General features: G+C 46.0%; 12 protein-coding genes and 9 tRNA genes. 20 read left to right on the plus strand and 1 reads right to left on the minus strand.

The annotated features are described in order from the left end of the window. Positions 1-81: 81 nt before the first annotated feature. The gene (mutS, locus tag L4D05_RS00390; RefSeq protein ID WP_428792729.1) at positions 82-2,640 is read right to left on the minus strand and encodes a DNA mismatch repair protein MutS; all 2,559 of its coding nucleotides are present in this window, start codon (positions 2,638-2,640) and stop codon (positions 82-84) included. A gap of 122 nt (positions 2,641-2,762) precedes the next feature. Between mutS and pncC the strand changes: the two genes are divergently transcribed. The 20 genes from pncC (at position 2,763) to L4D05_RS00490 (ending at position 18,401) form a co-directional block, all read left to right on the plus strand. Then, positions 2,763-3,263, plus strand: coding sequence for a nicotinamide-nucleotide amidase (gene pncC, locus L4D05_RS00395; protein ID WP_428792730.1), 501 nt, complete (start codon positions 2,763-2,765; stop codon positions 3,261-3,263). A gap of 148 nt (positions 3,264-3,411) precedes the next feature. After that, positions 3,412-4,452 (plus strand): recombinase RecA, encoded by a 1,041-nt coding sequence (recA, locus tag L4D05_RS00400; protein WP_428750311.1) that lies wholly within the window; start codon positions 3,412-3,414, stop codon positions 4,450-4,452. 235 nt (positions 4,453-4,687) lie between these two features. Continuing rightward, entirely contained in the window at positions 4,688-7,273 is a 2,586-nt protein-coding gene (gene alaS, locus L4D05_RS00405) for an alanine--tRNA ligase (RefSeq protein ID WP_428750312.1), read from the plus strand. Between the two features lie 257 nt (positions 7,274-7,530). Beyond that, a complete protein-coding gene (locus tag L4D05_RS00410; RefSeq protein ID WP_428750313.1) occupies positions 7,531-8,718 on the plus strand; it encodes an aspartate kinase in 1,188 nt (395 codons plus the stop codon). 92 nt (positions 8,719-8,810) lie between these two features. Further along, entirely contained in the window at positions 8,811-9,008 is a 198-nt protein-coding gene (gene csrA, locus L4D05_RS00415; protein WP_099611788.1) for a carbon storage regulator CsrA, read from the plus strand. 210 nt (positions 9,009-9,218) lie between these two features. Further along, positions 9,219-9,311, plus strand: a tRNA-Ser gene (locus L4D05_RS00420). A 51-nt stretch (positions 9,312-9,362) separates the two neighbouring features. Beyond that, a tRNA-Arg gene (locus L4D05_RS00425) sits at positions 9,363-9,439 on the plus strand. Between the two features lie 35 nt (positions 9,440-9,474). Next, positions 9,475-9,567, plus strand: a tRNA-Ser gene (locus L4D05_RS00430). Positions 9,568-9,632: 65 nt separating this feature from the next. Beyond that, a tRNA-Arg gene (locus L4D05_RS00435) sits at positions 9,633-9,709 on the plus strand. Positions 9,710-9,748: 39 nt separating this feature from the next. Then, positions 9,749-9,825 (plus strand) — tRNA-Arg (locus tag L4D05_RS00440). 63 nt (positions 9,826-9,888) lie between these two features. Then, positions 9,889-9,965, plus strand: a tRNA-Arg gene (locus tag L4D05_RS00445). 40 nt (positions 9,966-10,005) lie between these two features. Beyond that, positions 10,006-10,082: transfer RNA gene (locus tag L4D05_RS00450), tRNA-Arg, on the plus strand. 62 nt (positions 10,083-10,144) lie between these two features. Continuing rightward, positions 10,145-10,221, plus strand: a tRNA-Arg gene (locus L4D05_RS00455). A 38-nt stretch (positions 10,222-10,259) separates the two neighbouring features. Beyond that, a tRNA-Arg gene (locus L4D05_RS00460) sits at positions 10,260-10,336 on the plus strand. A 400-nt stretch (positions 10,337-10,736) separates the two neighbouring features. Further along, entirely contained in the window at positions 10,737-10,994 is a 258-nt protein-coding gene (locus tag L4D05_RS00465) for an oxaloacetate decarboxylase subunit gamma (protein WP_265676312.1), read from the plus strand. A 31-nt stretch (positions 10,995-11,025) separates the two neighbouring features. Then, positions 11,026-12,813: a sodium-extruding oxaloacetate decarboxylase subunit alpha gene (gene oadA, locus L4D05_RS00470; protein ID WP_428792731.1), complete on the plus strand. Its 1,788-nt coding sequence runs from the start codon at positions 11,026-11,028 to the stop codon at positions 12,811-12,813. Positions 12,814-12,822: 9 nt separating this feature from the next. Continuing rightward, a complete protein-coding gene (locus L4D05_RS00475) occupies positions 12,823-13,953 on the plus strand; it encodes a sodium ion-translocating decarboxylase subunit beta (RefSeq protein WP_250615855.1) in 1,131 nt (376 codons plus the stop codon). Between the two features lie 183 nt (positions 13,954-14,136). Then, on the plus strand, positions 14,137-15,087 hold the full coding sequence (locus tag L4D05_RS00480) for an NADP-dependent oxidoreductase (RefSeq protein WP_428792732.1): 951 nt from the start codon (positions 14,137-14,139) through the stop codon (positions 15,085-15,087). Next, a complete protein-coding gene (locus L4D05_RS00485; RefSeq protein WP_265676308.1) occupies positions 15,081-15,536 on the plus strand; it encodes a YqaA family protein in 456 nt (151 codons plus the stop codon). The genes L4D05_RS00480 and L4D05_RS00485 overlap by 7 nt, the downstream gene beginning before the upstream one ends. Positions 15,537-15,545: 9 nt before the next feature. Then, entirely contained in the window at positions 15,546-18,401 is a 2,856-nt protein-coding gene (locus L4D05_RS00490; protein ID WP_428792733.1) for a M16 family metallopeptidase, read from the plus strand. The last annotated feature ends 76 nt before the right edge of the window (positions 18,402-18,477 follow it).

Below are 18,477 nucleotides of genomic sequence, written 5' to 3' on the forward strand. Positions count from 1 at the left end.
TATAAGCACGTACAACTTAATGTTAAAAAAGCGACCTTATGGTCGCTTTTTCGCATGTGTAACTAGCGGTTATGGCGAGATCTACAACATATGCTTAAGGCGATAAAGGGCTTCAAGTGCTTGACGCGGAGTGAGGTCATCGGGATCAATCCCCGCTAATGCCTCTTCGACTTCACTTGGCTCAGGGATCAGGCTAAGTTGGTTCGCTACATCTACTTGAGAAGAGGAAGGCACGGGTTTTTGTGCTAGTTGTTCTAGCTGGCTAAGTTTTTGACGCGCATTTTTGATGACCGCTTTTGGCACCCCAGCAAGCCCAGCAACAGCCAACCCATAAGATTTGCTTGCCGCACCTTCTTGAACGGCATGCATGAAGGCAATGGAATCGCCATGTTCAACCGCATCTAAATGCACGTTAGCAAGGTGTGGTAATTGGTTGGGCAACTCAGTGAGTTCAAAATAATGAGTGGCGAATAAGGTCATCGCGCCAATTTTTGAAGCCAACCACTCGGCGCTTGCCCAGGCAAGGGACAGACCGTCATAGGTGCTAGTACCGCGTCCTATCTCGTCCATTAATACCAAGCTATTTGGGGTAGCGTTGTGTAAAATGTTTGCGGTTTCTGTCATCTCTACCATAAAGGTTGAGCGACCTGATGCTAAGTCATCAGAAGCGCCTATGCGAGTGAAGATACGATCAATCGATCCAATTTCAGCGCTCTCTGCTGGGACATAAGATCCAATGTGAGCCAGTAGGGCGATCAGTGCCGTTTGACGCATATAGGTGGATTTACCCCCCATATTAGGTCCGGTAATGATCAACATTTGTCGTTGTGCACTCAGTGAAATTGGGTTGGCAATAAACGGGTCGTTCATCACTTGCTCGACCACAGGGTGGCGACCAGCTTGTATACTTAATCCTACTTTTTCGCTGATGGTCGGACGGCAATAGTCTAGGCTTTCAGCGCGTTCTGCTAAATTTTGCAGTACATCGAGTTGAGACAGTGCTGATGCCAAGTTTTGAAATTGCTCAAGCTGCGGGAGCAGGAGATCAAACAGCGACTCCCAGAGCTGCTTTTCAATCGCAAGTGCTTTAGATTTCGAGCTTAAAACCTTGTCTTCGTGTTCTTTAAGCTCCGGAATAATGTAGCGCTCGGCATTTTTTAGCGTTTGGCGGCGTACGTAATGTGCTGGGACAAGGTGGCTCTGACCACGACTCACCTGAATAAAAAAACCATGGACGTTGTTATAGCCCACTTTTAAGGTGTCGATACCGTGACGTTCACGCTCATCGAGTTCCAGTTTATCTAAGTAAGCCGTTGCGCCATTGGCAAGCTCACGCCATTCATCAAGCTCAGCATGATAGCCATCAGCAATAACCCCCCCGTCGCGAATCACAACTGGTGGGTTTTCTTTAATGGCTCGCTCTAACAATTCACAGGCGTCGTTCATGGGTGCTGCAAACTGAGCGAGCTGTTGTAAATATGGGTGTGACACCGACTCTAAACTGAGGGCAAGATCAGGCAGTTGTTGCATGGCACTACGTAGGCGAGCCATGTCTCTAGGTCGAGCAGAACGCAATGCAAGGCGCGCCAATATACGTTCGATATCGCCAATCTGTTTAAGGACTGGAGCAAGTTCAGAAAATAGCGTGTCTTCTTTTAGCTCTGAGATAGCATCGAGACGATAGTTGAGTGTTTTTTGACAACGCATTGGCTGATGGATCCAACGCTTAAGCATACGACTACCCATGGCTGTTGCTGTATGATCAAGCACTTCAGCAAGAGTATTGTCGTAACCGCCAGATAGATTCTGTGTGAGCTCAAGGTTGCGTCGCGTCGCCGCATCCAAGATCACGGATTGATCTTGGCTGACAAGTGTCAATGCGCGGATATGAGGCAGTGCGGTTCGCTGAGTATCTTTGACGTATTGAATCAAACACCCTGCTGCAGATAGTCCAAGCAGACATTGTTCAACACCAAAACCGACCAGATCTTTGGTGCCGAACTGTTGGTTGAGCTGTTGTCTGGCTGTTTCTATCTCAAATTCCCAAACAGGTCGGCGACGGTTACCGTTGCGGCTCGCCATAATATCAACGGGCTCAAAATCTTCTGGAAAGAGCAGCTCTTTAGGCGCTGTTCTTTGCAGCTCTGCAAGCATCGCTTCTTCGGTTTCTGGCTCACAAAGCTGGAATCGTCCAGAGGTGATATCTAAAGTCGCATAGCCAAATTTACCATTGTGGTGATAAATTGCGGCAATGAGATTGTCGAGTCGCTCAGAGAGTAACGCTTCGTCAGTCACTGTGCCTGGTGTCACGATCCTAACGACTCGGCGTTCTACCGGGCCTTTGCTCGTCGCAGGATCGCCCACTTGCTCACAGATAGCGACAGATTCACCTAACTGTACTAACTTTGCGAGATAGCCTTCTACGGCATGAAAGGGAACACCCGCCATTGGAATCGGCTCGCCAGCAGAGGCGCCGCGTTTGGTTAGAGAGATATCGAGTAGATGAGACGCTTTTTTTGCGTCGTCATAAAATAACTCGTAGAAATCTCCCATGCGATAAAAAAGCAATATCTCTGGGTTTTCAGCTTTTAGCTTCAGGTATTGCTGCATCATTGGCGTGTGTTTTTGTTCCGATTTCACTGTGACATCTTTGCTGCTAGTTTGGAGTGTTGTTAGGATACGTGAAACCGCCCTGAGCGGAAAGAGACATTGTTGGTAACTGTACGACCGTGATGTTTTAACGGCATTGAAGGATGGGATTTATGCACAATATTCAAGAATTAAGCGCAACCCTTGGAGAGCTGCTCCTCGATAAAAATCAGCAGCTGGTCACCGCGGAGTCCTGCACTGGTGGTGGGGTCGCGACAGCGATTACCGATATAGCAGGGAGCTCGGCGTGGTTTGACCGCGCTTTTGTGACTTACAGCAATGAAGCCAAATTTGAGATGTTGCAAGTATCGTCCGAAACGCTGCATCAAGAAGGGGCGGTGAGTGAAGCGGTTGTGACTGAAATGGCGAGAGGCGCGTTGCAGTTTTCTAATGGAACGTTAAGTATTGCAATTAGTGGTATTGCAGGACCTGGCGGTGGGACAGAAGATAAACTGGTAGGGACGGTATGTTTTGCTTGGGCATCCTCTTCTGGGTGGAGCATGACAGAGACGTGTTGTTTTAGTGGAGATCGTGCGCAAGTCAGACAACAAGCGGTGTTGCATGCTTTGCTCATCTTGTATCATTCGCTTCTAGAAGGGATCCCTTTTAAATAAACCAATAAAATTTTCATACAGCTATAGACACTGTATGAATCAACAGTATAATAAAACCATATCGCGGTCACTTTTAATACTAACCGCTCACTTATTTTAAGAATTGCGCATAGCGTGTTATCCCTAGCGGATACTTGTGGAGAAAGTAATGGACGAGAATAAACAAAAGGCATTAGCAGCAGCACTAGGTCAGATTGAAAAACAATTTGGTAAAGGTTCTATCATGCGCCTTGGTGACAACCGTACTATGGATGTTGAAACTATCTCAACGGGTTCACTTTCTCTTGATATCGCGTTGGGAGCGGGTGGCCTGCCAATGGGACGTATCGTTGAAGTTTACGGTCCAGAATCATCAGGTAAAACCACGTTAACACTCGAACTGATTGCGGCAGCGCAACGTGCTGGTAAAACTTGTGCCTTTATCGATGCTGAACACGCGCTAGACCCTATTTATGCTAAAAAGCTAGGTGTAGATATCGATGCGTTGTTGGTTTCTCAGCCAGATACGGGTGAGCAAGCACTTGAAATTTGTGATGCATTAGCACGCTCTGGTGCGATTGATGTCATGGTTGTCGACTCCGTTGCAGCACTAACACCAAAAGCTGAAATTGAAGGCGAAATGGGCGATAGCCACATGGGTCTGCAAGCTCGTATGTTATCTCAAGCAATGCGTAAGCTAACAGGTAACCTTAAGCAATCTAACTGTATGTGTATTTTCATCAACCAAATTCGTATGAAGATTGGTGTGATGTTTGGTAACCCAGAAACGACGACAGGTGGTAATGCACTTAAGTTTTATGCATCAGTTCGTCTTGATATCCGTCGTACAGGTTCTATCAAAGAAGGCGATGAGATTGTTGGTAACGAAACACGTATTAAGGTTGTTAAGAACAAGATTGCTGCGCCATTTAAGCAAGCTGAAACACAAATTCTGTATGGCAAAGGCTTTAACCGTGAAGGTGAGTTGATTGACTTAGGCGTGAAACATAAGTTGGTTGAAAAAGCAGGTGCATGGTACAGCTACAATGGCGATAAAATTGGTCAAGGTAAAGCAAACGCAGGTAAATATCTTCGTGAAAACCCTGAGGCTGCACTAGCGATTGATACAAAACTTCGTGAAATGTTGCTTACCCCTGCGCTACCAGAAGAGCCTGAAAAAGGCGAAGCTCCAGCAGAAGAAGAATTCTAACGCTGAGATTGTCTCATCCTAAAATAGATTGAATATTGAATAAAGCCTCGCTAATGCGGGGCTTTATTATTTTTATCGGCAAAGCCTGTGTAGCAGACATCACTTTTCTTGCCTAACATGACCGATGAAATCGCTTTGTTTCTGTCCTTTTTTATGAGAAGACTAGGCGAATGCTTATTCATGGGGTTACAATATGTCCCCAAAATCTAACTCGAATTATTTCAGGAAAAGCTGCATGTACATGAGCACAGATGAGGTTCGCAACGCGTTCCTTAAGTTCTTTGAGAGCAAAGGGCACCAAATCGTAGAAAGTTCATCATTGGTTCCTCACAATGACCCAACGTTGCTTTTCACTAACGCCGGTATGAACCAGTTCAAAGACTGCTTCTTAGGTTCAGAAAAACGCAGCTATACGCGTGCGACGACGTCACAGCGTTGTGTGCGCGCTGGTGGTAAACACAACGATCTTGAAAACGTTGGTTTTACTGCTCGTCACCATACTTTCTTCGAAATGCTGGGTAACTTCAGCTTTGGTGATTACTTCAAAGAAGATGCGATTGGCTTTGCATGGGAATTCCTGACAGAAGCATTGAAACTTCCACAAGAGCGCCTATTAGTCACTATCTACGAGACAGATGACGAAGCGTTTGAGATTTGGAATAAAAAAGTTGGCATTCCTGCTGACCGTATTATTCGTATTGGTGATAAGAAAGGCGGTAAAGCCTATGAGTCAGATAACTTCTGGCAGATGGGTGATACCGGTCCATGTGGTCCTTGTACGGAAATATTCTATGATCACGGTGAGCACATTTGGGGTGGACGCCCTGGCACGCCTGAAGAAGATGGCGACCGCTTTATCGAGATCTGGAACAACGTATTTATGCAGTTCAACCGTCATGCCGACGGTACGATGGAGCCATTACCTAAGCCGTCAGTAGATACGGGTATGGGTATTGAGCGTATCTCTGCCATCATGCAAGGGGTGCACTCCAACTATGAAATCGATGTTTTCCAAACACTAATCAAAGACGCGGCAGAGACGATTGGTTATGAAGACCTGTCTAACCAGTCGTTACGTGTAATTGCTGACCACATTCGTTCATGTTCATTCCTGATCGTTGATGGTGTGATGCCTTCAAATGAAGGTCGTGGTTACGTATTACGTCGTATTATTCGTCGCGCTGTACGTCACGGTAACAAGCTGGGTGCACAAGGTGCGTTCTTCTATAAGCTTGTTGGCACTCTGGCTACGATCATGGGCACGGCTGGCGAAGAACTGAAGAAGCAGCAGGCGCTGGTTGAAAAAGTACTACGTATCGAAGAGGAAAACTTTAGCCGCACACTTGAGCGTGGCATGGTCATCCTAAATGACGCTCTGGACGCACTTGGCGACGAGAAAATCCTTGATGGCGAAACCGTGTTTAAGCTTTACGATACTTACGGCTTCCCTGCTGACTTAACCAATGATGTGGCTCGTGAACGCGAGTTTACTATTGACGAAGCTGGCTTTGAAAAAGCAATGGAAGCACAGCGCCAACGTGCTCGCGAAGCGGGTCAATTTGGTACTGATTACAATGCGACGATTAAAGTTGACACAAACACCGAGTTCTGTGGTTATAGCGCGACGCAAGGTGCTAGCACGATTGCAGCACTATTTGTTGAAGGCAACGAAGTCGACGCACTCTCTGCGGGCGATAAAGCGATTGTGATTCTTGAAGAAACGCCTTTCTACGCTGAGTCTGGTGGTCAGTGTGGTGATGCTGGTGTATTGAAAACATCGGCAGGACGCTTCAAAGTTGAAGATACTCAAAAGCTAGGTAATGCGATTGCACACCATGGCGAGCTGATTGAAGGTGTGCTTGCTAAAAATGATGATGTGGATGCGATCGTTGATGCTGAGCGTCGCGCTGCGATTACTTTGAATCACTCGGCGACCCACTTATTGCACGCGGCATTGCGTCAAGTATTAGGTGAACATGTTGCACAGAAAGGCTCTTTGGTTAAAGCCGACAGCTTGCGTTTTGACTTCTCTCATTTAGAAGCCATGACAAAAGCAGAAATTAAAGAAGTTGAACGACTTGTTAACGCGCAGGTTCGAATTAACCATAGCATTGAAACTCAAGTTATGGACATTGAATCGGCGAAGAAAAAAGGCGCGATGGCGCTCTTTGGCGAGAAATATGACGAAGAAGTTCGCGTACTTTCAATGGGTGACTTCTCAACGGAATTGTGTGGCGGTATTCACGCACAAAATACCGGTGATATTGGTCTGTTTAAGATCACGTCAGAAGGTGGTATTGCTGCCGGGATCCGTCGTATTGAAGCGGTAACGGGTGAAACAGCACTTGATGCTGTGGAAGCTCAACAGCATGCACTAGAAGCTAAACTTGCAGAGTCGGCTCAAAAGTCGAAGTCGCTTGAAAAAGAAATTCAACAACTGAAAGACAAGATGGCGGCGGCAGAAAGTGCCAATATCATGGGTAAAGTTGAAGAAATCGCAGGGACAAAAGTATTGGTCGCAGCGATTGAAGGTGCTGACAATAAAAACTTACGTACTATGGTCGATAATGCTAAGAACCAAGTGGGTAGCGGCGTTATTTTGATTGCCAACGTAGCGGATGGAAAAGTAGGTCTTATTGCTGGTGTGACAAAAGATCTTATCGGTAAAGTCAAAGCGGGTGATCTCGTTAAGATGGTAGCGGAACAGATTGGTGGTAAAGGCGGTGGCCGTCCAGATATGGCCCAAGCTGGAGGCACAGATGTTGAGGCATTGCCAGAAGCGCTTCTGTCGGTACGCGTTTGGTTAGAAGAACGCTTGTAACGATTTAAGCTCGTAATACAATGCCCAATCAATAGCTATTGATTGGGCATTGTTGCTTTAAGGTGTCTTTGATAAGCGCAGTCAATGGCAATACAAACCAATGCGTTATATTTTATGGTTCTATTACCACGCAACAGTTTATCTGTGCTTCGAATGTTTAAACCGTCGCTAGCGTCAATGACAGGTTAAGCAGACAATTGGTATAGGGCTCCTGTGGGTAAGAGACACATTACAGCTGTCTGGGATGGTGAAAACTGGTGAAAAAACCGCTAATCGTACAAAAATTTGGTGGGACTTCGGTCGGCTCTATTGAGCGTATTCAAAGTGTTGCAGAGCAAGTGATTCAAGCTAAACTTGCGGGAAATCGACTTGTGGTTGTGGTCTCTGCGATGTCAGGTGAGACAAATCGCTTAGTCGAGTTAGCAAAACAAATTGATAGTGTACCGAATGCTCGTGAGCTCGATGTCCTGCTGTCTACGGGGGAGCAGGTGTCAATGGCATTGTTAGCCATGGCCTTGAGTAAATTAGGTCACCACTCTGTCTCATTGACAGGGCATCAAGCTCAGATCCAGACAAATAATCTGCATAACCACGCCACGATTAGCGAAATAAACCCGCAAGCAATACAGAGTTACCTAGATGACGATCTCATTGTTATTGTTGCTGGTTTTCAAGGGGTTAATGCCCTTGGCGATATTACCACTTTGGGAAGGGGAGGGTCGGACACAACCGCAGTGACACTAGCGGGTGCGCTGTTGGCTGATGAGTGCCAAATCTACACTGATGTAGCCGGCATTTATACCGCTGACCCACGTATAGTAGTGAATGCGAAGTGTTTAGAGAGTATCGACTTTACCACGATGGAGGTAATGTCGAAAAGAGGGGCAAAGGTATTGCACCTGCCTTGCGTGATGTATGCTGGGGAGAATGATGTTCCTCTACGTGTTCTCTCCAGTTTTGAGTCCGGAGCCGGCACGTTGGTTAAGGGGCGAGTCCCTGCGTCAGGTATTTCAGGTGTCGCATTGCAAAAGCACTTGTTAGCAATATCGATACCCTTGCAGCAAAAGCAGCGTATTGACCAGCAAATCAAGTTATGTGGTATAGAGATTGAATGTCAGATTACCGATGACGCTGATTACATCCTAATTGCTCAGCCTGATGCGATACATCGAGTTATGGCCATGTTATCCGAGGCTGTGACAGAAAAAAGTCCAGTGGGGCTAGTGACCGTTGTGGGGGATATCTCGCCATCCTTTACCTCACAATCTCAACAACTTCTCAACTTGGCGGAAATATCTGTTCTACACTTTTGTGAAGATAAACACTCATTTACTTTCGTTATAGCCTCTGAGGCTATCGACAAAGCGGCTAACGTACTGCATGATAACTACATTATTTCCAATGACACCGTTTCAAGAGAAGAGAAATTGGCCTATTTGGGGTAAATAGTTGTTAGAAGATAGTTTACGAAAATATAACTTATGTTGGATAATGTGTTTCGTAGCAAGATAATTAGAGATTACTCAAGGAGCAAAGAATGCTGATTTTGACTCGCCGTGTTGGTGAAACATTAATGATTGGTGACGAAGTCACTGTTACTGTATTGGGTGTAAAGGGTAACCAGGTTCGCATTGGTGTTAATGCTCCTAAAGAAGTATCAGTGCACCGTGAAGAAATTTACATGCGCATTCAAGCAGAAAAGGGAAATGGTAATGTTGCACCTAGCAACTACTAATTTCTTTTAAAGAGGGCTAGCATTTTGCTGGCCTTTTTATTATCTACAATTTGCTATTATGTCTTAGACTTAGTGCGAATTTTAAACAGTGAAAATGTGCTTATGTGGCACTTTGATTAATTTGCCAACGGTTAAGCTGTTTTTTGCAATTTTTGCCAAGAAAGTGTTTGACTTATTTTTGGTAAATCGTAATATGTGCCTCCGCAAGACGGTGAGGTGGCCGAGAGGCTGAAGGCGCTCCCCTGCTAAGGGAGTATACGGTTTATAGCCGTATCGAGGGTTCGAATCCCTCCCTCACCGCCATTCTTGCACTACTTAATTTTGTGAAGGAATTCATAAAGCGAAGTAAATGATGCGCTCTTAGCTCAGCTGGATAGAGTACCTGGCTACGAACCAGGCGGTCGGAGGTTCGAATCCTCCAGAGCGCGCCACTTCCTCTTGCAAAGGAAGATTAGCAATACAAGACGGTGAGGTGGCCGAGAGGCTGAAGGCGCTCCCCTGCTAAGGGAGTATACGGTTTATAGCCGTATCGAGGGTTCGAATCCCTCCCTCACCGCCATTATTGACCTTGAGTCAATTTTTTTGTTCTCAAGACAATCTAATGTGATATGCTTCACATTCTGCGCGCTCTTAGCTCAGCTGGATAGAGTACCTGGCTACGAACCAGGCGGTCGGAGGTTCGAATCCTCCAGAGCGCGCCACAATTTGAAAATGTTTGATAGTAATATCGAGCATACTGCGCGTCCTTAGCTCAGCTGGATAGAGTACCTGGCTACGAACCAGGCGGTCGGAGGTTCGAATCCTCCAGGACGCGCCACTTTTTAGGGTCTTAGACCCTGATGCAGTTTTCTTGAAAAAGAATACGACATCAAAACCTTGTGCGCTCTTAGCTCAGCTGGATAGAGTACCTGGCTACGAACCAGGCGGTCGGAGGTTCGAATCCTCCAGAGCGCGCCACAATTTGGAAAATGTTTGATAGCAATATTAAACATCCCGTGCGTCCTTAGCTCAGCTGGATAGAGTACCTGGCTACGAACCAGGCGGTCGGAGGTTCGAATCCTCCAGGACGCGCCACCTTTTAGGGTCTTAGATCCTGATATGGTTTTCTTGAAAAGAATACGATATTAAAACTTTGTGCGCTCTTAGCTCAGCTGGATAGAGTACCTGGCTACGAACCAGGCGGTCGGAGGTTCGAATCCTCCAGAGCGCGCCACAATTTGAAAATGTTTGATAGTAATATTAAACGTCTGTGCGTCCTTAGCTCAGCTGGATAGAGTACCTGGCTACGAACCAGGCGGTCGGAGGTTCGAATCCTCCAGGACGCGCCACTTATTTAAAACCCTGCCTTTGGCGGGGTTTTTTATTAACAAAATTTTATCATATCGCTAACCTTATTATTACAAATGACTGTTTTTTAAAAGAAAGTTACTTGTAATTTTAAGCGTGTCTCAGTTTTAAACCCTTACTTTGTTATGTTGTTCACTCAGTATGAAGTTCTGTGTAACGTGTCTTACACGATAAATTGTCGCCTTCATCATAGTTTTTCGTTTGAATAACGTTTTAATGGCAACTCTAGATTAAACAAAATTGACAAACTTTCACCAATCGAGATAATCCTAGTCCTCTTGCAATGGAAGCAATGTAAGAACGTATGCATATCTAACCTTAGGCAATGATGCCTAGTACTTGGTTGAATGACTTGTCAGGATGACAAAGAAAGGACGCAAAATGACTAATATTGGAAGCCTGCTAGGCGATGCGGCTACCCTAATGCTAACGGGCATGTCCGTTGTATTCGTATTTCTAACTATTCTTGTTTATCTCGTTCGGTTAATGTCGAAATTGGTGCCAGAAGAAGCGCCAGAGCCGATCGCTGCCCCAAAACAAACTAAACCATCACTATCCCCGTCGAATACTGTTAGCCCAAGTGTTGTCGCTGCTATTTCTGCAGCCGTACACCAATACCGCACTTCGGCCGCAAAATAGATTGAGTTAAGATTAAAAGGAGTTAATGAGCATGTCTAAACCACTAGCTATCACGGACGTGGTACTTCGTGACGCCCATCAGTCGCTGTTTGCTACCCGTATGCGAATTGAAGATATGTTACCTATTGCCGCCGAGCTGGATAAAGTCGGCTACTGGTCGTTGGAAACATGGGGCGGTGCCACTTTTGATTCATGTATTCGTTTCTTGGGTGAAGATCCTTGGGAGCGCTTACGTGAACTAAAGAAGGCAATGCCAAATACGCCCATGCAAATGCTTCTGCGTGGTCAGAATTTATTGGGTTACCGCCATTATGCTGATGACGTAGTGGAAAAGTTTGTTGAACGTGCTCATGCAAATGGCATGGATGTTTTCCGTATCTTTGATGCGATGAACGATGTTCGCAACTTTGAAAAAGCAGTGAAGGCAACCGTTGACGTGGGTGCCCATGCACAAGGAACATTGTCTTACACCACAAGCCCAGTACACAACACGAATACTTGGGTTGATCTAGCGAAACGCCTTGAAGATCTTGGCTGTCACTCTCTTTGTATAAAAGACATGGCAGGTCTTTTAAAACCTTATGAAGCAGAAGATCTTATTACTAGAATTAAAGAGTCTTGTGATGTGCCACTCGCGTTGCATTGCCATGCTACAACGGGTTTATCTGCTGCAACGGCAGTAAAAGCGGTTGAGGCCGGTATTGATATCTTAGATACCGCTATTTCATCAATGAGTCAGACTTATGGTCATACACCAACTGAAACCGTGGTGGCGATGTTACAAGGGACTGAGCGTGATACTAACCTCAAACTAGAACAAATTGAGCCTATCGCGGCTTACTTTAGAGAAGTTCGTAAAAAATACGCAAAATGGGAAGGACAACTGAAAGGTGTCGATTCGCGTATTTTGATTGCTCAGGTTCCGGGTGGCATGTTGACTAACATGGAAGGTCAACTTAAAGAGCAGGGCGCCGCTGATCGTCTTGATGAAGTACTTGAAGAGATCCCTCGCGTACGCGAAGACTTAGGGCATATTCCATTGGTCACGCCAACATCGCAAATTGTCGGTACTCAAGCGGTCATTAATGTGCTGACTGGTGAGCGTTATAAGAGTATCACTAAAGAGACTGCTGGTGTCCTCAAAGGTGAGTACGGAACTGCGCCAGCACCAGTGAACGCCGAGCTACAAGCGAAAGTACTCGATGGTGCAGAGCCTATTACTTGTCGTCCTGCGGATCGATTAGAAGCGGAAATGCATACATTAACCGATGAGCTGCTCGTTAAAGCTAAATCCGAGGGGATTTCCTTAGCAGAGGATACGGTTGATGATGTATTGACGTATGCTTTATTCCCACAAGTAGGGTTAAAGTTCTTAAAAAATCGTCACAACCCCGATGCATTTGAACCAGCACCGACGTTAGAAACAGCGAAACCAGTTGCTCAAGCAGCGTCTCCGGCACCGAGCAGTGGTGGGATTGAGTCTTATAGCGTGAAGGTTGATGGACAAGTTTATGATGTTGAAGTCGGTCCTAAAGGTGAACTCACATCAGTAACGCCTTCAGCGGCCGCCGCTCCTGTACAAGCAGCCCCAGTTGCGGCTACGAACGTAGAAGCGGTGGGTGCACCGTTGGCAGGTAATATCTTTAAGGTTAACGTCGCGTCCGGTGCTCAGGTGGAAGAGGGCGACGTACTACTGATTTTAGAAGCCATGAAAATGGAAACAGAAGTCCGAGCAGCACAAAGTGGTGTGGTGCACGATATACATGTCAAAGAGGGCGATGCGGTTACCGTTGGCGCACCTCTCGTTAGTTTGGCGTAAGGGAGTACCATGGACGGATTGATGACCTTATGGTCAGAAACAGGGATCGCTAACTTTGAGTTTGGCCAGATCTGTATGATGTTAGTCGGTGGTTTATTGCTGTTTTTAGCGATAAAGAAGGGCTTTGAACCACTGTTACTATTGCCGATCGGCTTTGGCGCAGTACTCGCTAACATCCCTAATGCTGGATTTACCGATCCTGGCGGTTTATTGTACTACGTGTATTACATCGGTATTGAAACTGGCGTTTTTCCATTGCTAATCTTTATGGGCGTTGGCGCTATGACCGATTTCGGGGCATTAATTGCCAACCCGAAAACGTTATGGCTAGGCGCTGCGGCTCAGTTTGGTATTTTTGCAACGCTATTTGGCGCAATTTTACTTAACTACGTGCCTGGTATGGAGTTTTCTATGCCAGATGCGGCGTCGATTGCCATTATTGGTGGTGCCGACGGGCCGACGGCTATTTTCTTAGCCAGCCGTTTGTCCCCAGATTTATTGGGAGCCATCGCGGTTGCTGCGTATAGTTACATGGCATTGGTACCGATAATTCAGCCGCCTATCATGAAAGCACTGACGACTCCGGAAGAGCGCAAGATAAAAATGGCTCAGCTGCGTCATGTTAGTAAAGGTGAGAAGATCCTCTTTCCTCTAGCTGTCTTGTTGATGACTATCTTGTTCTTACCTTCAGCAACGCCATTGGTCGGAATGTTTTGTCTTGGTAACTTGATGCGTGAGGCTGGTGTCGTTGATCGTCTATCCAAAACCGCGCAAAACGAACTTATCAATATCGTAACTATCTTTTTAGGGTTAGGTGTTGGTTCAAAGTTACAGGCGGATCAGTTCTTAAACTTTGAAACCTTAGGCATTTTAGCCTTAGGGGCCGTGGCATTTAGTATTGGTACTGCCGGAGGCGTGCTTATGGCTAAGCTTCTTAATAAGTACTCTAAAGAGGACATTAACCCACTCATTGGCGCAGCAGGAGTTTCTGCGGTACCGATGGCAGCGCGAGTTGTGAATAAAGTTGGTTTAGAGGCCAACCCACAAAACTTCTTGTTGATGCATGCGATGGGACCAAATGTTGCTGGTGTATTAGGCTCAGCCGTTGCGGCAGGCATACTACTGGCGCTGGTTGGCTAATCAGGTTGCTAGATAGTAAAAGGGGGGAGCTAAGCTTCCCCTTTTTGTTGCCTGTCGTATTTCAGATACGATATCTGGCGCTTATTTTGTTACATAGCGGCAGTGAATGGTTGATTTAATGACCTAGTAGTCTGGGTACTAAATGGCTAATATGTTGTCACTGCACGAAAAAAGGATAGTGACATGCAATGCAAACAAATTGTAATCCCTGAATTTGGCGCTCCAGAGGTGCTCCAAACGCGTGAGATTGACATGCCAACACCCCGCAAGGGGGAAGTGCTAGTCAGAGTCGCTTTTTCTAGCATTAATCCAATTGATGTCAAAACACGGGCGGGTCTTGGTTGGGCAGCCAGTGAGAATAAAGATAACTTGCCTTGGGTGCCTGGATATGACATTTCGGGGAAAATCGAGCAGTGCGGCGACAATGTATCCCGTTTCTCTGTTGGTGATGAAGTGGCAGGCTTTATTGGGTTTCCAGTTCGAGGTGGGGGGTATAGCCAATACGTTTGCGTCCCAGAGAGCGAGCTATCCTCAGTCCCTAGCACAGTGACCTTAGAAGCGGCGGCGGCATTGCCTTTAGCTGGTCAAACTGCCGCTCAAGCGATTAATAAAGCGCAAGTTAAAGAAGGCGAGCGTGTACTTATTTTAGCAGGAGCGGGTGGTGTGGGGCATATTGCGGTGCAAATTGCGATTGCGACAAAAGCGGAAGTGTATACCACATGCAGTGAAGCTAATTTAGACTATCTGGCGACGCTTGGTGCACACGCGATTAACTATCAATTTGCACCTGCCTCGGAACGGTTATCTGATATCGATGTCCTGATTGATCTTGTTGGCGGAGATGTTGCACTTGATGCATTGAAGTGTTTAAAAGACCATGCACGAGTGATCACCATTCCTACAGTGACGGCTGAACTCGTCTGTGAGAAAGCGACGCTGCTAGGTTTTAGTGCCAGCGGCATGTTGGTGTCGCCAGACCCTAAACAGATGGAGACATTGCTATATATGGTCGGAGTCGGTTTACTGAAAACAGAAATACAGCACATTTTCCCATGGCATGATGTTATTAACGCTCATAAGCAAGTTGAAACCAGCCGCACTCGTGGGAAAGTCTTATTGGATATGCAATGTTAGAGTCGTTTTCTCAATATCTTGCGCAGTCTTGGTTTGCCGACTCTGCGCTAGCGGTTTTATTTATCTCCGGTTTTTTAAGTGCGACGTTGCTACCCGGTGGGTCGGAAGCTGGATTAGTTGCAACGTTAAGTCTGGGTCAGTACAGTACTTTGACCGTTATTTTGGTGGCGACGATTGGTAACACTCTAGGTGGGCTGACGAATTATTGGATTGGTCTTTGGTTACCAAATCGAACTCAAAACGAAAAGCATGGTCATAAAGCCATAGCATGGATACAAAAATACGGTTACTGGACGCTGTTGTTCAGTTGGCTACCTGTCATTGGTGACCCCCTGTGTTTAGCCGCAGGGTGGTTAAGAATGAAATTTCTTCCTTGTGTTGTACTTATCGCAATTGGTAAGGCGCTTCGCTACGCTGCATTGGCAGCGATCTTCTTTGGTCTCTTCTAAGGAGCATATATGAAAAAGATCTGGCTCGGCATGATGTCGTTAGTCTTTATTTACGGTTGTAGTAGTGATACCACAACATCAACGACAGCTGATTTGCCTGATGGTGTTCGCCTTATTGAAGAAGCGAAGCCAGATCCGAGTAAAACGATGATTCCGTACTCGAAGTACCAGCTAGATAATGGATTGACTGTCATTCTTGCCCCAGATAATTCCGATCCGTTAGTGCATGTCGATGTCACTTATCATGTTGGTTCTGCGCGCGAAGAAGTGGGTAAGTCAGGCTTTGCACATTTTTTTGAGCATATGATGTTTCAAGGCTCGGAACACGTTGGTGATCAGCAGCATTTTAAGATTATCACCGAAGCCGGAGGTACGCTTAATGGTACGACGACACGCGATCGTACAAATTACTTTGAAACCGTACCGGCTAACCAATTAGAAAAAATTCTATGGCTTGAAGCCGATCGTATGGGTTTTTTACTGGGCGCGGTTTCTCAGCACAAATTTGAGATCCAGCGAGATACAGTAAAAAATGAACGCGCACAAAATTACGATAATCGCCCTTACGGCTTAGTTTGGGAAAAAATGGGTGAAGCCATGTATCCAGAAGGGCACCCATATTCGTGGCAGCCAATTGGTTATGTGGAAGATTTAGATCGTGTTGACGTGAATGATTTGAAAGCGTTCTTTTTACGTTGGTATGGCCCGAATAATGCGGTATTAACGATTGGTGGCGATATCGATACCGCGCAGACACTGCAGTGGATTAATAAGTACTACGGATCCATTCCTAAAGGTCCAAGTGTTGATAAGGCGCCGAAACAGCCAGCGATTGTTCCCAATGATCGTTATGTCACGTTGGAAGACCGAATTCGTCAACCTATGGTTGTCATAGGCTGGCCGACCAATAGCTATAGAGGGGCTGACAATCAAGCCACACTCGAAGCAATGGCTGATGCTATTGGTGGCGGGACGAATGGATTACTGTATCAAAAGTTGATTAAGACTCAGAAAGCGCTCGATGCAGGTGCTTTTACCGAATGTAATGAGTTGTCATGCAATTTCTTTGTGTATGCAATGGGCGCTTCAACAGATAAAGATGGTTTAAAAGCACTTTATCAAGAATTGTTGAGCACGCTGGATGAGTTTGAAAAAGAAGGCATTAGTCAGGCTCGTTTAGATCAGATCACGGGATTGTCTGAATCAGGCTCAGTCTTTGCGTTGCAAAGTGTTAAAGGTAAAGTCACGCAGCTTGCGTCTAACCAAACCTTCTTTAATCAACCAGACAGATTAGAACAGCAGCTCACTCAGATCCGTGCTGTCACACCTGAAGATGTTAAAGCGGCTTACAATCAATTCATCAACAACAAACCGAAAGTGACATTAAGTGTCGTGCCGAGTGGGCAGTCGGATATGGCAGTACAACAGGCTAACTTTGAAACCCCTCAACGGACATTGCCGAGTTATGCAAAAGTGACCGAAGATCAATTAACGTTCCGCCGTCCGGTTGATGATTTTGATCGCAGCGCGATGCCAGAAGTGGCGCAGGCTGTAAAAGCGACCATGCCAGATTTGTATCAAATACACTTTGATAACGGTAGTGAGCTACTTGGTACAGTGAGCTCAGAAACACCAACGGTAGAAATACATTTTCAGTTACCAGCGGGAGAGCGTTACGTCGAGAGAGGCAAAGAAGGCCTTGCTGGCATGACAGCCTCCATGATGGAAGAGGGCACAACAACATTAAGTGTGGAAGAACTGCAAGCGAAGCTTGACCAGCTTGGTAGCCAAATTAGTATTAGCGCTGGCTCCTACACGACACAAGTCACCGTGTCGTCATTAGAGAAGAACCTGACTCAAACATTGGCGTTAGTTCAAGACGTGTTGTTTAATCCTGCGATGAAGCAAAGTGATTTTGACCGTTTGAAAGCGCAAATGTTAGAAGGGTTGGTGTATCAGCATCAGAAACCAAGTTGGATGGCATCGCAAGCAACACGTGATGTGCTGTTTGGTGATACGGTCTTTGGGCGTTCTTCTGACGGATCAGAGTCGTCGATTGCCTCCATTACACTCGATGAAGTTAAAGCCTTCTATCGTTCGCACTACACGCCGCAAAGTGCGCAAATTGTGGTGGTTGGTGATGTAAGCCGTAAACAGATAGAGCAAAATCTTGGCTTTTGGAAAAACTGGCAGGGTGCAGCTGCCCCTCTTTTGGCGCCAGAAGCGGTGAAGCCGTTAGCTGGTCAGCATATTTATTTGGTGGATAAACCCGCCGCGCCACAGAGCATTGTCCGATTGGTACGGCAAGGAATGCGCTTTGATGCCACGGGGGAATTATACTTGAGCCGCCTAGCTAACTTTAACTTAGCGGGTAACTTTAATAGTCGTATTAATCAGAATTTACGTGAAGATAAAGGCTACACTTATGGTGCGAGTGGTTACTTTGCGAGTAACCGCGAAGTGGGCGCGATCGTCTTTAGTGCGCAAGTGCGTGCCGACTCAACCATTCCTTCCATTGAAGAGTTGCTTAAAGAGTTAGCAAACTACAGCGAACATGGCATGACAGAAGAAGAACTGAATTTCATGCGATTAGCCGTAGGTCAGCAAGATGCACTGACCTATGAAACACCAAGTCAAAAAGCCAGCTTACTGTCGAGTATTTTGACCTATAGTTTAGACAGAGATTACCTCAAGCAGCGTAATGAGATCGTTGAAACCGTTAAGAAATCAGAGTTGGATACCTTAGCGGCAAAATGGTTTGACCCAAGCCAGTATCAAATTATTGTTGTGGGTGATGCCAAGACATTAAAACCACAATTAGAGAAACTGAATATTCCAATTGAAATGCTTGAAATCTCTCAATAGAGTGACCATATAGGGGGGATAGGAGTGGCATTGATAATGTTTCACCTAGCCCTCAATTGGAACAACAACATATAAG

This window comes from Vibrio nomapromontoriensis, from assembly GCF_050337205.1.
GTDB lineage: Bacteria > Pseudomonadota > Gammaproteobacteria > Enterobacterales > Vibrionaceae > Vibrio > Vibrio nomapromontoriensis.

What these genes read in the sequence shown, in the direction of transcription:
- pncC (WP_428792730.1), top strand. Translation starts at nt 2,763, where the DNA reads ATGCACAATATTCAAGAATTAAGCGCAACCCTTGGAGAGCTGCTCCTC.
- recA (WP_428750311.1), top strand. Translation starts at nt 3,412, where the DNA reads ATGGACGAGAATAAACAAAAGGCATTAGCAGCAGCACTAGGTCAGATT.
- alaS (WP_428750312.1), top strand. Translation starts at nt 4,688, where the DNA reads ATGTACATGAGCACAGATGAGGTTCGCAACGCGTTCCTTAAGTTCTTT.
- csrA (WP_099611788.1), top strand. Translation starts at nt 8,811, where the DNA reads ATGCTGATTTTGACTCGCCGTGTTGGTGAAACATTAATGATTGGTGAC.
- L4D05_RS00465 (WP_265676312.1), top strand. Translation starts at nt 10,737, where the DNA reads ATGACTAATATTGGAAGCCTGCTAGGCGATGCGGCTACCCTAATGCTA.
- oadA (WP_428792731.1), top strand. Translation starts at nt 11,026, where the DNA reads ATGTCTAAACCACTAGCTATCACGGACGTGGTACTTCGTGACGCCCAT.
- L4D05_RS00475 (WP_250615855.1), top strand. Translation starts at nt 12,823, where the DNA reads ATGGACGGATTGATGACCTTATGGTCAGAAACAGGGATCGCTAACTTT.
- L4D05_RS00480 (WP_428792732.1), top strand. Translation starts at nt 14,137, where the DNA reads ATGCAATGCAAACAAATTGTAATCCCTGAATTTGGCGCTCCAGAGGTG.
- L4D05_RS00485 (WP_265676308.1), top strand. Translation starts at nt 15,081, where the DNA reads ATGTTAGAGTCGTTTTCTCAATATCTTGCGCAGTCTTGGTTTGCCGAC.
- L4D05_RS00490 (WP_428792733.1), top strand. Translation starts at nt 15,546, where the DNA reads ATGAAAAAGATCTGGCTCGGCATGATGTCGTTAGTCTTTATTTACGGT.